Source organism: Pseudomonas sp. 2FE (genome assembly GCF_005503735.1).
In the GTDB taxonomy this organism is placed as follows: domain Bacteria; phylum Pseudomonadota; class Gammaproteobacteria; order Pseudomonadales; family Pseudomonadaceae; genus Aquipseudomonas.
In genome coordinates, this window is record NZ_SCMO01000001.1 from 141,973 (window position 1) to 156,474 (window position 14,502).

The following is a 14,502-nucleotide window of genomic DNA, read 5'->3' on the forward strand; positions in this document are numbered from 1 at the left end:
CTCAGTGCTGCCGGGACCTATTCAGAGATTGGCCCCATGAGGCGAATCCAAGGATTTCTATTTAAATCTTGAGGAGCACAGCGATGCGCGTGATTCTGTTGGGGGCGCCCGGTGCCGGCAAAGGTACTCAGGCTCGCTTTATCACCGAAAAATTCGGTATTCCGCAAATTTCCACCGGCGACATGCTGCGTGCCGCCGTCAAGGCTGGAACCGAGCTGGGTCTTCAGGCCAAAGGCGTGATGGAAAGCGGTGGTCTGGTTTCCGATGACCTGATCATCAACCTGGTCAAAGAGCGCATCAGCCAGGCCGATTGCGCCAAGGGTTTCCTGTTCGACGGCTTCCCGCGCACCATTCCTCAGGCCGAAGCCCTTGTAAAAGCCGGCGTCGAGCTGGACAACGTGGTCGAAATCGCCGTCGATGACGAAGAAATCGTTCAGCGTATCGCCGGTCGTCGTGTACACGAGGCTTCCGGCCGCGTTTACCACATCGTCTACAACCCGCCAAAAGTGGCTGGCAAGGACGATGCGACCGGCGAAGATCTGCTTCAGCGTAAAGACGATTCCGAGGAAACCGTACGTCATCGTCTGTCGGTCTATCATTCGCAGACCAAGCCGTTGGTGGACTTCTACCAGAAGCTCGCTGCAGCCCAAGGCAAGCCAAAGTACAGCCACATTGCGGGCGTCGGTACGGTCGAAGCGATCACCGACAAGGTACTTGAAGCACTGAGCTGATAAGTCGGTTCTGCTGCATCGACAACGGCCCGCTTGCGGGCCGTTGTCGTTTTCACCGGTCTGGTAAGCGCTCGCTCGCACCTTTGACTGTTACAATTGCCGACCTTTTTTCCGACCGGAACCGCCGATGACCACCTTGCTGGCCCTGGATACCGCCACCGAAGCCTGCTCCGTTGCCCTGCTCCACGAGGGCAAGGTGCTCAGCCACTACGAGGTGATCCCGCGCCTGCACGCTCAGCGTCTGTTGCCGATGATCAAGGATCTGCTGGCAGAGGCCGGTGTCGCCTTGTCGGCGGTCGATGGCATCGCCTTCGGGCGTGGGCCCGGGGCGTTTACCGGGGTGCGTATCGCCATCGGCGTGGTGCAGGGGTTGGCGTTTGCCTTGGAGCGCCCGGTGCTGCCGATTTCCAACCTGGCGGTGCTGGCCCAGCGGGCGTTGCGTGAGCAGGGTGCTAACCAGGTGGCCGCGGCCATCGATGCGCGCATGGATGAGGTGTACTGGGGTTGCTATCGCCAGGAGCACGGCGAGATGCGTCTGGCCGGGCTGGAAGCGGTGCTGCCGCCGGAGCAAGCCTGCCTGCCGCGCGATGCCGCTGGCGATTGGTTCGGTGCCGGTACTGGCTGGGGCAGTTATGCGGCACGCATCCCCGTGGCCCTCAGTGGGTTGGACGCCGGTATGTTGCCGCACGCGCAAGACCTCCTGAGCCTGGCGCAATTCGCCTGGGCGCGCGGTGAGGCAGTGCCGGCGGATCAGGCGCAGCCGGTGTATTTGCGCGACAAGGTCGCCACGCCCAAGGCGCCGCACTAAGAACCTGTTCATGATCTGCTGCGTGTCGGCCATGCCGCGTTGAAATCGGGCTCAAAATGCTCATTTACTAGTTGTAAACTGCGCTAAGGTTCTGGCTTCCAACAGCCGATCGGACGGAGCCTCGCCATGTCAGCGCAAGTCAGCCGTGCCCACACCTTCAAGGCTTTGCACGAGCGCCCTGGGGTTTTTGTGATCCCCAATCCCTGGGATGCGGGGTCGGCGAAGATGCTCGCGGCCCTTGGTTTCGAGGCGTTGGCGACGACCAGCGCCGGTCTGGCGTTCTCGCTGGGTCGAGCGGATGCCGAAGGCGCGATTTCCCGCGATGAGACTCTGGCCAATGCCCAGGCGATAGTCGCGGCCACGCCCTTGCCGGTCGCCGCCGATCTGGAAAATGGCTTTGCCGATGAGCCGCAAGGCTGCGCCGAAACCATCCTGCGGGCGGCGGCTGTGGGTTTGGTTGGCGGTTCGATCGAGGATGCCAGCGGCCGCGCGGATGCGCCGATTTACCCGTTCGAGCTCGCCGTCGAGCGGGTAAGAGCGGCCGCTGCGGCAGCCCGTAGCTTGCCGTTTCCCTTCACGCTCACGGCACGGGCGGAAAACCTGCTGCATGGGCGCAACGATCTGGCGGATACCGTGCGGCGCTTGCAGGCGTTCGCCGAGGCGGGGGCCGACGTGTTGTATGCGCCGGGCCTGCGTATGCCTGCGGAGATAGTCGCCGTGGTGCGCGCCGTGGCACCTAAGCCGGTCAATGTGCTGATGGGGTTGTCCGGGCTATCGCTGTCGTTGGAGCAGTTAGCCGAGTTGGGCGTCAAACGGGTGAGTGTCGGCTCGGCATTGGCGCGCGCGGCCTATGGCGCGTTTTTCCGGGCGGCGCAGGAGATACGCACGGAGGGCCGCTTCAGTTTTGCCGAGCAGGCGATTCCTTTTGCGCAGATCAATGCGTTGTTCAAGTCCTGACGCACGAGCCGTCGCGACGGCTGCGCTCAGAACAGGCTCTCAGCCTTTAACGCAGACAACCTGCTTGAGGCTATGCACGATCTCCACCAGATCGGCTTGGGCGGCCATCACCTTCTCGATCGGCTTGTAGGCGCCGGGCGTTTCGTCGATGACTGCCTGATCCTTGCGGCACTCCACACCGGCAGTGGCGCGTTGATGGTCGGCTAGGCTGAAGCTGCGCTTGGCCTCGGTGCGGCTCATCAGGCGACCGGCGCCGTGACTGCACGAGCAGAAACTCTCCGGATTGCCCTTGCCGCGCACGATAAAGGATTGCGCGCCCATGCTGCCGGGGATGATGCCCAGCTCGCCGGCCTTGGCGCTGAGCGCGCCCTTGCGGGTGATCAGCAACTCTTCGCCGAAGTGGAACTCGCGGGAGACGTAGTTGTGATGGCAGTTGACCGCCTCCAGCTGCGCCTCGAACGGGCGCCGCAGCTCGTGGCGCACTGCCTCCACCAGCAGGCGCATCATCAGCGTGCGGTTGCTGCGGGCGTAGTCCTGGGCCCATTCCACCGCCTGCACATAGTCATCGAAGTGCTGGCTGCCTTCCTTGAGGTAGGCCAGGTCAGCATCCGGCAGGTTGCCCAGGGCCTTGCCCATATCCTCCTTGGCCAGCTCGATAAAGCAGCGGCCAATGGCGTTACCGACCCCGCGCGAGCCCGAATGCAGCATCAGCCAGACCCTGTCCGCCTCGTCCAGGCAGACCTCGATAAAGTGGTTGCCGCCACCCAGCGTGCCCAGGTGCAGGCGGTTATTGGTCTTGGCCAGGTGCGGGTATTTGCCGGTGATCTGGGCGAAGCGTCTGGCCAGCAGCCGCCAGCTGTCATCCACCAGGTGCGGCGCATCCTGCCAGGCGCCGACGTCGTGGCGGCCGAAACTCTTGCCGTGGGGGATGGCCTCCTCGATGGCGCGGCGCACACCGGCCAGATGGTCCGGCAGATCGCGGGCATTCAGGCTGGTGCGTGCGGCCACCATGCCGCAGCCGATATCCACGCCGACCGCGGCCGGGATGATGGCGCCCTTCGTGGGAATCACGCTGCCGATGGTCGAGCCCTTGCCCAGGTGCACATCCGGCATCACCGCCAGGTGGTCGTAGATAAAGGGCATGCGCGCGGTGTTGCGCAGTTGCTGCAAGGCTTGCGCTTCCACCGGCAGATCCTGGGTCCACAGTTTGATGGGCTTGCCGCCCGGAACCTCCAGGCGTTGGTAGAGCGGGGCAGACATGGCGGCCTTTCCTTCGCGCTAGCATTCAGGTCTCCAGTTTACGCCTGAGCACCTGCCAGGGCGTCGATGATCTGCGCGGCGCGGTGCAGCCGGCAAGCGCCGGCTCTGGCAGAATGCCGCCCTAGCCGACTATCGATCGGGTTGAACATTCTTTGAGCCTATTTCCCGATGAGTGACGCGTTGCAAAACACCAGAGTCCGGGTGGAAGCCCTCGAGCCGGCTTATATCGCGCAGGCCGCCGCCTGGGCCGAACGCTTGGGCTTACCGCTGCAGGGCGAGGCCGACTTTGCCCTGCAACTGGGCGCGGCGGGCCTGCAGTTGGCCGAGCTCGGCCCGCAGGCGCCGGGGCCGGTGCGGGTGGATTTCATCGAGGGCGCGGTCGCCCATCGCCGGCTGTTTGGCGGCGGCAGCGGGCAGATGATCGCCAAGGCGGTCGGCGTGCAGCCTGGCGTGCGCCCGCGGGTGCTGGACGCTACCGCCGGTCTGGGGCGCGATGCCTTCGTGCTGGCGAGCCTGGGCTGCGAGATGACGCTGATCGAGCGTCAGCCGCTGATCGCCGCCTTGCTGGAAGATGGCCTGCTCCGCGCCGCGCGCGATGCCGAGGTCGGCCCGATAGTGGCGCAGATGCGCCTGCTGGTCGGCAATGCCATCGAGCTGTTGAGCGGCTGGGAGGGCGAGGCGCCCCAGGTGATCTACCTCGACCCGATGTTCCCGCATCGCGACAAGAGCGCCTTGGTGAAGAAGGAAATGCGCCTGTTCCGACCCCTGGTCGGCGACGACCTCGATGCCCCGGCATTGCTCGAGGCGGCCTTGGCCCTGGCCAGTCACCGGGTAGTGGTCAAACGGCCGCGTAAGGCCCCCATCATCGCCGGACCCAAGCCGAGCTACGCGCTGGACGGCAAGTCCAGCCGTTACGACATCTATCCGTTGAAGAAGCTGCAAGCCTCAAGCGGCAAGGCATAAGCAGGCCGTAGGCTGGGTAGAGCCGTTTTTTGGCGAAACCCAGCGTTGGCAACTCTGCCGTCGCTGCGCTCTACGCCAGCCTACGGAGACCACGAATTAACCAGACGGCGCGCTAGTCGGGCCTATAGGCCCGCATAAACAACTCCACCACCTCTTGCACATGCTGCTCGGCTTCTTCGCCTTGCTGCGGGCCGCAGCAGCCGATCAAGAGGCGGAAGTTGGCGCCGCCCTTGATCAGGCAGAAGAAGTGCTCGGCGGCGTTCACTGGCTTGGCGATGCGCAGCTTGCCGGCCTTGTCGGCCTTGCTCAGCAGGCGCTCCATCTCGGTCAGGATGCGCTGTGGGCCGGCGTCGAAGAAGATCTGCGCGAGTTTCGGGTCCTGGCTGCCCAGGGTCACCATCAAGCGATGCAGCTCGATCGATTCGCGGCTGTTGATCAGCGCATGAAAGCCGTGGGCGATATTCAGCAGCACGGTCTCGATCGGCACGGCGTCCGGCAGCTCGAAGAACATCTCCGGCAACTGTTCTTCGCACTTGGACTTCACTGCGGCGGAAAACAGCGTTTCCTTGTCGGTGAAGTGGCTATACACCGTCAGTTTCGACACTCCCGCCTCGGTGGCGATGGCGTCCATGCTGCTGCCGTCATAGCCATGACGCAGGAACAGCGTCTTCGCCGCCTCGAGAATGGCCTGACGTTTGGCGGGGTCTTTCGGGCGCCCCGGGCCGCTGGCGGGTAATAGTTTGTTAGACATTTCGCGTTTTAATACTGGACTGGTGAGTTTGCTATTTTTACTATACCCATCAGTATAAGTATTCAAAACCTTCTTTGCGAAAGGTCATTCATCATGTTCCGCCATGCCTTGCCGCTCGCCCTGCCTGTCACTCTTCTCGTTTTGCTTGCCGCCTGCGGTAATGGCGAGCCGGCCCAGCCGTCAGTGCGCCCGGCCATGGTGGTGCAGCCGCAGCCGGCCGGTGAGGTGGTGGACACCTACCCCGGCGAGGTGCGCGCGCGTCTGGAGCAGGAGCTGGCTTTTCGCATCGGCGGCAAGGTGGCCAAGCGCCTGGTCGAAGTCGGGCAGCGGGTGCGCAAGGATCAGCCGCTGGCGGAGCTCGACCCGCAGGATGTACGCCTGCAGCTGGAGGCCATGCGTGCCCAAGTGGCGGCGGCCACGGCCAATCTGCAACTGGTGCGGGCCGAGCGTGACCGTTACAAGACCCTGCTCGATCGCCAACTGGCCAGCCGCTCGCAGTACGACAACGCCGAGAACCTCTATCGCGCCGGCGAAGCACGCCTGAAGCAAGTCAAGGCCGAGTTCGCGGTGGCCAACAATCAGGCGGATTACTCGGTGCTGCGCGCCTCGCAGGCGGGGGTGGTCGCCAAGCGTCTGGTCGAAGTCGGTAATGTGGTGGCGGCCGGGCAGACGGTGTTTACCCTGGCGGCCGACGGCGAGCGTGAAGTGCTGATCAGCCTGCCGGAGCAGGCCTTCGAGCGCTTCAAGATTGGCCAGGTGGTGACGGTGGAACTCTGGTCGCAGCCGGATCAGCGCTTTCCGGGGCGCATCCGTGAGCTGTCGCCCGCCGCCGATCCGCTGTCGCGGACCTTTGCCGCGCGGGTAGCCTTTAGCGAGGGTAAGGTGCCCGCCGAACTGGGGCAGAGCGCCCGGGTGTTTGTCCCGGTTGCCGCTGCGGTGCCGTTGTCGGTGCCACTCTCGGCGCTGAGTGCGGAAAACGGTGCGCCGTTTGTCTGGGTGGTCGATCCCAAGGATTCCAAGCTGGTGCGAACCCCTGTGCGCATCGGCGCCTACGGCGAGCAGCGGGTGCCGATCCTGGAAGGCTTGCAAGCCGACGATTGGGTGGTCGCCGCCGGGGTTCAGGTGCTGCGTGAAGGCCAGGTGGTACGGCCGGTGGATCGCGACAATCGAGCGGTCAAACTGGCGGCGCAGGAGTAATCCCGGATGAGTTTCAACCTGTCCGAATGGGCACTGCGCAACCGCCAGATTGTCCTCTACATCATGTTGCTGATGGCGGTCGTCGGCGCACTCTCGTATACCAAGCTGGGCCAGAGTGAAGACCCGCCGTTTACCTTCAAGGCCATGGTGGTGCGCACCAATTGGCCGGGAGCGAGTGCCGAGGAAGTCGCGCAGCAGGTCACCGAACGCATCGAAAAGAAGCTGATGGAGACCGGCGAGTTCGACAAGATCGTCTCCTTCTCCCGTCCGGGTGAGTCCATGGTCACCTTTGTCGCCCGTGACTCCATGCATTCGGCACAGATCCCCGAGCTCTGGTATCAGGTGCGCAAGAAGATCGGCGATATCCGCCACACCTTGCCGCCGGGGATTCAGGGGCCGTTCTTCAACGACGAATTCGGCACCACCTACGGCAATATCTATGCGTTGACCGGCAGCGGTTTCGACTACGCCGTGCTCAAGGACTACGCCGACCGCATCCAGCTGCAGCTGCAGCGGGTCAAGGATGTCGGCAAGGTCGATCTGCTCGGCCTGCAGGATGAGAAGATCTGGATCGAGCTGTCCAACGTCAAACTGGCCACCCTCGGCCTGCCGCTGGCCACCGTGCAGCAGGCTCTGGATGCGCAGAACACCGTGGCCTCGTCAGGCTTCTTCGAAACGCCGAGCGACCGCATCCAGCTGCGCGTGAGCGGGCGCTTCGAGTCGGTGAAGGAAATTCGCGACTTCCCGATTCGGGTCGGCGAGCGCACCTTGCGCATCGGTGATGTGGCTGAAGTACAGCGTGGCTTCAACGATCCGCCGGCGCCGCGGATGCGCTTTATGGGCGAGGATGCGATCGGCCTGACCGTCTCGATGAAGGCCGGTGGCGACATTCTGGTCTTGGGCCAGGCGCTCGAAGCCGAGTTTGCCCGCATGCAGGAAACCCTGCCGGCGGGCATGCAGTTGCACAAGGTCTCGGATCAACCGGCCGCGGTGAAAACCGGGGTTGGCGAGTTCGTCGAGGTGCTGGTCGAGGCCTTGGCGATTGTCATGCTGGTGTGCTTCTTCTCCCTCGGCTTGCGCATTGGCCTGGTGGTCGCCCTGACGATTCCGCTGGTGCTGGCGATGACCTTCACCGCCATGTACTACCTGGGGATCGGCCTGCACAAGATCTCCCTCGGCGCCTTGGTGCTGGCGCTCGGGCTGCTGGTCGACGATGCGATCATTGCGATCGAGATGATGGCGATCAAAATGGAGCAGGGTTTCGACCGCTTGAAGGCCGCCAGCTTCGCCTGGACCAGCACGGCCTTTCCGATGCTCACCGGGACGCTGATCACCGCTGCCGGCTTCCTGCCGATTGCCACCGCGCAGTCGGGCACCGGCGAATACACCCGTTCGATCTTCCAGGTGGTGGCTATCGCGTTGCTGGCCTCATGGTTTGCGGCGGTGATTTTCGTGCCCTATATCGGCGCGCGGCTGTTGCCGGATCTGGCCAAGCTGCACGCCGCCAAGCATGGCGGCAGCGCCCAGGGCCATGACCCCTATTCGACGCCGTTCTACCGGCGCGTACGGCGGCTGATCGAGTGGTGCGTGCGGCGGCGCAAGACCGTGATCCTGCTGACCTTGGGCCTGTTTGTCGCCGCCGTGGTGGTGTTTCGCTTCGTGCCGCAACAGTTCTTCCCGTCCTCGGGCCGGTTGGAGTTGATGGTGGACCTGAAACTCAGCGAAGGTGCCTCGTTGCAGGCGACTGAGGAGCAGGTCAAACGCCTGGAGCAGCTGCTCAAGGAGCACCCGGGCATCGACAACTATGTGGCCTATGTCGGTACCGGTTCGCCACGTTTCTACCTGCCGTTGGACCAGCAACTGCCGGCCGCCAGTTTCGCCCAGTTCGTGGTCTTGGCGAAAACCATCGAGGATCGCGAGGCGATTCGCAGCTGGTTGATCGAACGGCTGGACGAAGAGTTCTCGAGCCTGCGCACCCGCGTGACGCGTCTTGAGAATGGCCCGCCGGTGGGTTACCCGGTGCAGTTCCGCGTCTCCGGTGAGCACATCGAAGCAGTGCGGGCGCTGGCTCGTAAGGTCGCCGCCAAGGTGCGCGAGAACCCGCATGTGGTGAACGTGCACCTGGACTGGGAAGAGCCGAGCAAGGTGGTTCACCTGAGCATCGATCAGGAGCGGGCGCGGGCTCTCGGGGTGAGTAGCGCCGATCTGTCGCGCTTCTTGCAAAGCTCACTGTCCGGCACCAGCGTCAGCCAGTACCGCGAGGGCAACGAGCTGATCGAAATTCTGCTGCGCGGCACCCTGCGCGAGCGCCAGGAAGTGGCCCTGCTGTCGAGCCTGGCGGTGCCGACGGATAACGGCCAAAGCGTCGCGCTGGCGCAGATCGCCACGCTCGAGTACGGCTTCGAAGAAGGCATCATCTGGCACCGTAACCGCCTGCCAACCGTCACGGTGCGGGCGGATATCTACGGCAAGGAGCAGCCGGCCAGCCTGGTCAAACAGATACTGCCGACCCTGGAGCCGATCCGCGCGCAACTGCCGGACGGCTACCTGCTCGATGTCGGCGGTACCGTCGAGGATTCGGCCCGTGGACAGAAGTCGGTAAACGCCGGGGTTCCGCTGTTTATAGTGGTGGTGCTGACCCTGCTGGTGCTGCAACTGAAGAGCTTCTCGCGCTCGGCGATGGTATTTCTGACCGCGCCGCTGGGGCTGATTGGCGTGACCCTGTTCCTGCTCGTGTTCCGCCAGCCGTTTGGCTTTGTCGCCATGCTCGGCACCATCGCCCTGGCGGGGATGATCATGCGTAACTCGGTGATTCTGGTCGACCAGATCGAGCAGGACATCGCCGCAGGCCTGGACCGCTGGCACGCGATTATCGAAGCCACAGTGCGGCGTTTTCGGCCGATCGTGCTGACCGCCCTGGCGGCGGTGCTGGCGATGATTCCGCTGTCGCGCAGTACCTTCTTCGGTCCAATGGCAGTGGCGATCATGGGCGGGCTGATCGTCGCCACGGCACTCACCCTGCTGTTCCTGCCGGCGCTCTATGCGGCCTGGTTCAGGGTCAAGGAGGAGCCGCGAGCGGCTGTTTAGCCCCGTGACGCAATAAAAAGCCCGGTCAGTTGATCGGGCTTTTTGATGCGCGCCCACACGCGAGATATCAGGGTTGCCATCGACTAGGGCGCTACTCGCCGCAGGCAGTACGCCGGAAATCTTGTGGGTGGCATGGCTCTGGCGGGCTGTCGCTTCGCTCCGAGACCGCCCTACAGTTCAACCGCCACACCATCGCGTTTTCCCTTGCGGTAGCTATCACAACGCGCCAAACACCTTCTTCGCCAGGCTGGTGGCGGCACCGGCAGGGTTCTCGCGGAGGCTGGCTTCTTGCTTGCCGATCATCTCGAACAGGCCGTTCAGCGCTTGCTCGGTGACATAGCCTTCGATGTTGGCGCTTTTCGCATCGATGGCCCCGAAGCTGGCGGCTTGGCCGGCGAAGCTGTTGTATTGCTTGGCCAGACCCACCTGGTCGGTGGCCTGCTTGACGATCGGCAGGAACTTGGCGCGGATCTGCTCGCGGCTGGACTTGTTCAGGTACTGCGTGGCCGCATCGTCCGGGCCGCTGAGAATGGCTTTGGCGTCCTGCACGGTCAGCTTCTTCACCGCCTCCACCAGCAGCGCCTGGGCCTGCGGCACGGCGGCTTCGGCGGCCTGGTTCATGCTGGTTTCCAACTGCTCGACTTGCGCGCCCATACCCATCATCTTCATGGCCTTGGCGGCTTTGCCGAGGTTGCCCGGCAGCTCGATGCGCACCTCCGGGTTATCGCTGAAGCCGCCGGGTGTGCCGAGTTGTTTGACGGCGATCTGCGCGCCTTGGGTCAGGGCATCCTTGAGGCCGCCGCTGGCATCCTGCTGCGACAGGTCGGCCAGCGACAGGGCGAATACGTTGGCCGAGAGGGCCAGGCCGGCGACTAAGGCGGTAAGACGAAACATGACAGCATCCTTGTGGCAGGGGGGGCAGGCGAGCTTAGCGGAGCGGTGGCGCAACCCCAAGCTTACACAGCTGTATCTGTCCGTGTGGCGAGCAGGGAGAGCTGAAGCTGGGCTTGCTGCATCCACGGCTGGGGCTTGGGATTCGGCTTGATCCTGGGGCATGCGGTATAAGCATTTTGAGTGTCAGCCGACTGGCTCAAAACGACCCACTATAGGTAAGCCGTTCCGCTAGCAGACCGCAGCCACTCATTGGTGACTAAGGCAACGGTAAGGGTTTTCCGCCCCGGACTTCTTCTGCCGCTAGGCGCTGGATGTAAACGGCGAAATCTGGATCTTCGCCACGGAGCAATTCCGGCAGACGTCCGCGGAAGTCCTCACGCCGGCTCCACTCGCGCATGTAGTCCTCCCATGAATGCCAGCGGCGGCGTTTCTTCTCGTCCATTTCAGCGTCAAAGACCAACAGATAGGCGCGTTCGAAGAGGGAGATAAGCATGTCGAAAATGACCAACATGCGTTCCCGCTGTTCGTCAGTCAAATCTGGTGTGGCGGGCTGGCTGCGCAGCTTCAGGTCTGGGTTGGCCAGTACCACTTCCAAGAAGTTGATGTAGGCGTCGGAAATCTGTTGCCATGTGGCCTCCTCTTCATTCTCGCGCTCCTTGCGTTGCTCGAAGAGGAACACGCCAATGGCGAATGGCAAGGCCACCACCGTCATGATGTAGGAAAGGAGCTCCCAAGTTTCGAGCGTCATATCAACCCCATTGCGTAAGGTAACCAAACAAAGGAAGTAGCATCCTGTCCGACTGCTCAAGGTCGGCCCTGGCCTGTTGTGTTGAACTATTCGCTTTTTTCGCTCGACCTGGCCGAGGGGGAAAAGTCGACCGTCCAAAATCGCTTACAAGCGACGACCCCTTCGGCTATCGAAAAGGGGACACGAAAAGGGGACAAATTTATTTTCGCTCCCTTGAGTCCGAGGCAGTGGTGAATGATCGCTTCTGGCCGATTGCTGCCTATCACTTGACTTGCATGCCATTTATTCACTCACACAGGTCCCTGTGGTCAGGCCAAATAAAAATGCTGGGCTGAGTCCCTGAAAATGCGGGCAGTGCTGCACGTGCACAGCACTGCTGAGTGGAGGGCTGGTTAAAGCGGCTCCACCGCATCCTCACTGCGATCCAGCGCCACCTGGCGGATCGACAGGCGAATTTCTGCCGGCAGCACGCGTTTGGCCGCGCCTTCGGCCAGTTCGCCCAGCAGCCTGTGATGGCTGAGCTTGCCGGCTTCGTCCTGGCGCAGCACGCCGAGGTTCAGCAGGGTCTGGATGAAATGGCGGAACAGGCTCTTGTCGAAGAACTCCGGGGCATTCAGGCCGTGGAGAATCGACAGGCGCTGGGCCATGACCGTGCAGAGGTCTTCCAGCTCCTCGGCGCTGATGGCGTTCTGGCCGGCGTTGAGCAGCAAGGCGATGGCCATGTAGAAGCGCTGCAAGGTCTGCGCAATGGCGCGCGAGAGCAGGGTCAGCAAGACGAAATGGCGCGAGCTGGGCGCCGGCCGTACATACACCTCGGCTTCGAAGCGCAGCAGCCCCTGCTCGATGAAGGCCGCCAGCCACCGATCGACCACCGCATCCAGCTCGTCGAGGCTCCAGCGGATAAACAGCTCGGACTGCAAGTAGGGGTAGAGCGCGCGGGTGTAGCGGAGGATCTGCTCGCGGCTGATCCGCGCACTGCTCTGGAAGAAGCTGGCGAGCAGCGCCGGCAGGGCGAAGATGTGCAGCACGTTGTTGCGGTAGTAGGTCATCAACACCGCGTTCTGCTCGTCGAGGTAAAGGATCTTGCCGAGGGCATCCTTCTGTTCGGCGAGCAGCTGCATGTCCTGGACATACTCGATCAGCGCCTGGCCGTCGCCTGCCGGCAGAGTGGTGTGCGGTGAGTAGGGCACGCTGCGCAGCAGGCACAGGTACAGGTCGAGCACGCGGGTCAGGGCGCGTTCATCCAGGGCCAGCTTGCTGGTCGACAGCAGTGCCAGGGCCACCAGATTGACCGGGTTGATCGCGGCAGCCTCGTTGAGGTGCTGGGCGACGCGCTCGGCGAGGCGGTTGCTGGTGTCGCTGAGCCAGGCCGGGCGGTACTGCGGGCCAAGCTCCTGCTCGCGCCAGCCGGGTTGATCCTGGTCGAGGAACTCGGCCAGCTTGATCGGTTCGCCAAAGTTCACCCACACCTGGCCAAAACGCTGCTTGAGGGCGCCGATGACCTTGAAAATGTCGAAGATCGACTCTTTCTTCTTGCTCGCGCCGCGTAGCTCACCGAGGTAGGTGCGACCCTCCAGTACCCGCTCGTAACCGATATAGACCGGCACGAACACCACCGGCAGGCGGTTGGAACGCAGGAAGCTGCGCAGGGTGATGGCCAGCATGCCGGTCTTCGGCTGCAACATCCGCCCGGTGCGCGAGCGCCCACCTTCGACGAAGTACTCGACCGGGAAGCCTTTGCTGAACAGGGTGTGCAGGTATTCGTTGAACACCGCGCTGTACAGCGGGTTGCCCTTGAAGGTGCGGCGCATGAAGAAGGCGCCGCCGCGCCGCAGTAGGCCCCCGATCAGCGGCATATTCAGGTTGATCCCGGCGGCGATGTGCGGCGGGGTCAAACCGTTGCGAAACAGCAGGTAAGACAGCAGCAGGTAGTCGATATGGCTGCGGTGGCAGGGCACATAGATCACCTCATGGCCCTGGGCGACGTCCTGCACGCCTTCGATGTGGTTGACCTGGATGCCGTCGTAGATCTTGTTCCAGAACCAGCTGAGCACCACTTCGAGGAAGCGGATCGCGGTGTAGGCGTAGTCCGAGGCGATCTCGTTGCCGTAGCGCAGGGCCTGGGCCTCGGCTTTCTCGACGGAGACCTGCTCGCGCTCGACTTCCTCGGCGAGGGCCTGGCGCACCAGGGGGCCGTGGATCAGGCCTTTGACCAGATTGCGCCGGTGCGAGACGTCAGGGCCGATGACCGCGGCTTTCTGGTTGCGAAAGTGCACGCGCAGGAGGCGCTGGACCATGCGCAAGGTGCGCTCGTGGCCTTTGTCCTGCTCGATCAGTTCGCGCAGATGAATGGGCGCGGAGAATTGCACGCGGGTCTTGCGGCCGAGTATCAGGATGCTGATCAACCGGCGCAGACGCCCGGTGACCGCCCAGCTGTCGGCGAACAACAGCTTCCAGGGGCTGGTTTCGCGATCCGGCGATTGCCCCCAGAACACGCTGACGGGGACGATTTGCGCGTCTTCGACGGCATGCTGGTTGATCGCGTTGACCAGGCGAACCAAGGTGGGCGAGGCGCCGCGCTTGTCCTGGCGGCCGCGCCAGTCGGGCTCCGGGCTGAGGTAGAAGAAGGCCGCCGGCTCCAGCAGATCATCGACGGCAACTGGCAGCACCGGGCGTGGCAGGCCGGCCTTGCGGCATTCCGTGTCGACCACGGCCAAGTCGCTGAGCGATGGCTGCTGCAGCACATAGAGCACCGGCTTGCTGCGGTCGAGCCTCAAGGTGAAGGCCGACTGATTGATGGTTTCCGAGCGAACCCAGAGATAAAGAAGGCGACGCAGGGTGCCAAACACGAGGCGGCGGAACGGGGAGCGGGTCATACGGCGTCTGCTAATGGTGTAAAAAAACGAGCGTCTGCTCGGGGCGGCTAGTGTGCCGGATTCGCTCAGCCGCGGCAAAAGCCTCCGCGGTTGCGTTCACTGCACCTTGGCCTGGCTTCGGCGCAACTTGTGGCCGATCGGGAACTATTCTTTAAGCCTGACGTTTGCGCCCTGCGAGCCATTTGTAGCTTGGTTGCGGGGCGGGTTGGCGGTGTGCGGCACTTGGTCTT

The 14,502-nt window shown here is 63.3% G+C and carries 11 protein-coding genes; 6 read left to right on the top strand and 5 right to left on the bottom strand.

The genetic code is table 11. The features are described from left to right. Positions 1-83 precede the first annotated feature (83 nt). The 3 genes from adk (at position 84) to FFS12_RS00705 (ending at position 2,496) form a co-directional block, all read left to right on the top strand. Complete coding sequence (gene adk, locus FFS12_RS00695) at positions 84-731, top strand: adenylate kinase (protein WP_137885079.1); 648 nt, start codon at positions 84-86, stop codon at positions 729-731. Between the two features lie 127 nt (positions 732-858). Next, a complete protein-coding gene (gene tsaB, locus FFS12_RS00700) occupies positions 859-1,539 on the top strand; it encodes a tRNA (adenosine(37)-N6)-threonylcarbamoyltransferase complex dimerization subunit type 1 TsaB (protein ID WP_137885080.1) in 681 nt (226 codons plus the stop codon). A gap of 126 nt (positions 1,540-1,665) precedes the next feature. Next, positions 1,666-2,496 (top strand): oxaloacetate decarboxylase, encoded by an 831-nt coding sequence (locus FFS12_RS00705; RefSeq protein WP_137885081.1) that lies wholly within the window; start codon positions 1,666-1,668, stop codon positions 2,494-2,496. Positions 2,497-2,535: 39 nt separating this feature from the next. Here FFS12_RS00705 and FFS12_RS00710 read toward each other — a convergent pair whose 3' ends face one another. After that, complete coding sequence (locus tag FFS12_RS00710; RefSeq protein WP_137885082.1) at positions 2,536-3,756, bottom strand: RtcB family protein; 1,221 nt, start codon at positions 3,754-3,756, stop codon at positions 2,536-2,538. Between the two features lie 168 nt (positions 3,757-3,924). On the opposite strand from FFS12_RS00710, the gene FFS12_RS00715 reads away from it, so the two are divergent. Beyond that, a complete protein-coding gene (locus FFS12_RS00715; RefSeq protein ID WP_137885083.1) occupies positions 3,925-4,719 on the top strand; it encodes a class I SAM-dependent methyltransferase in 795 nt (264 codons plus the stop codon). Between the two features lie 112 nt (positions 4,720-4,831). On the opposite strand, the gene FFS12_RS00720 is transcribed toward FFS12_RS00715, so the two are convergent. After that, positions 4,832-5,470 carry a TetR/AcrR family transcriptional regulator gene (locus FFS12_RS00720; RefSeq protein ID WP_137885084.1) on the bottom strand — a complete coding sequence of 213 codons (639 nt, stop codon included), beginning with the start codon at positions 5,468-5,470 and terminating at the stop codon, positions 4,832-4,834. A gap of 93 nt (positions 5,471-5,563) precedes the next feature. Here FFS12_RS00720 and FFS12_RS00725 point away from each other — a divergent pair, with 93 nt between their 5' ends. Both FFS12_RS00725 and FFS12_RS00730 read left to right on the top strand, forming a co-directional pair. Further along, positions 5,564-6,667: an efflux RND transporter periplasmic adaptor subunit gene (locus FFS12_RS00725; protein WP_137885085.1), complete on the top strand. Its 1,104-nt coding sequence runs from the start codon at positions 5,564-5,566 to the stop codon at positions 6,665-6,667. 6 nt (positions 6,668-6,673) lie between these two features. Next, on the top strand, positions 6,674-9,754 hold the full coding sequence (locus FFS12_RS00730; RefSeq protein WP_137885086.1) for an efflux RND transporter permease subunit: 3,081 nt from the start codon (positions 6,674-6,676) through the stop codon (positions 9,752-9,754). A gap of 216 nt (positions 9,755-9,970) precedes the next feature. Here FFS12_RS00730 and FFS12_RS00735 read toward each other — a convergent pair whose 3' ends face one another. From FFS12_RS00735 to plsB, 3 genes are all read right to left on the bottom strand, one after another. After that, positions 9,971-10,648: a DUF4197 domain-containing protein gene (locus FFS12_RS00735; RefSeq protein WP_137885087.1), complete on the bottom strand. Its 678-nt coding sequence runs from the start codon at positions 10,646-10,648 to the stop codon at positions 9,971-9,973. Positions 10,649-10,904: 256 nt separating this feature from the next. Further along, entirely contained in the window at positions 10,905-11,396 is a 492-nt protein-coding gene (locus FFS12_RS00740; protein WP_137885088.1) for a hypothetical protein, read from the bottom strand. Between the two features lie 392 nt (positions 11,397-11,788). Beyond that, positions 11,789-14,272: a glycerol-3-phosphate 1-O-acyltransferase PlsB gene (gene plsB / locus FFS12_RS00745; RefSeq protein WP_137885089.1), complete on the bottom strand. Its 2,484-nt coding sequence runs from the start codon at positions 14,270-14,272 to the stop codon at positions 11,789-11,791. Positions 14,273-14,502: the final 230 nt, after the last annotated feature.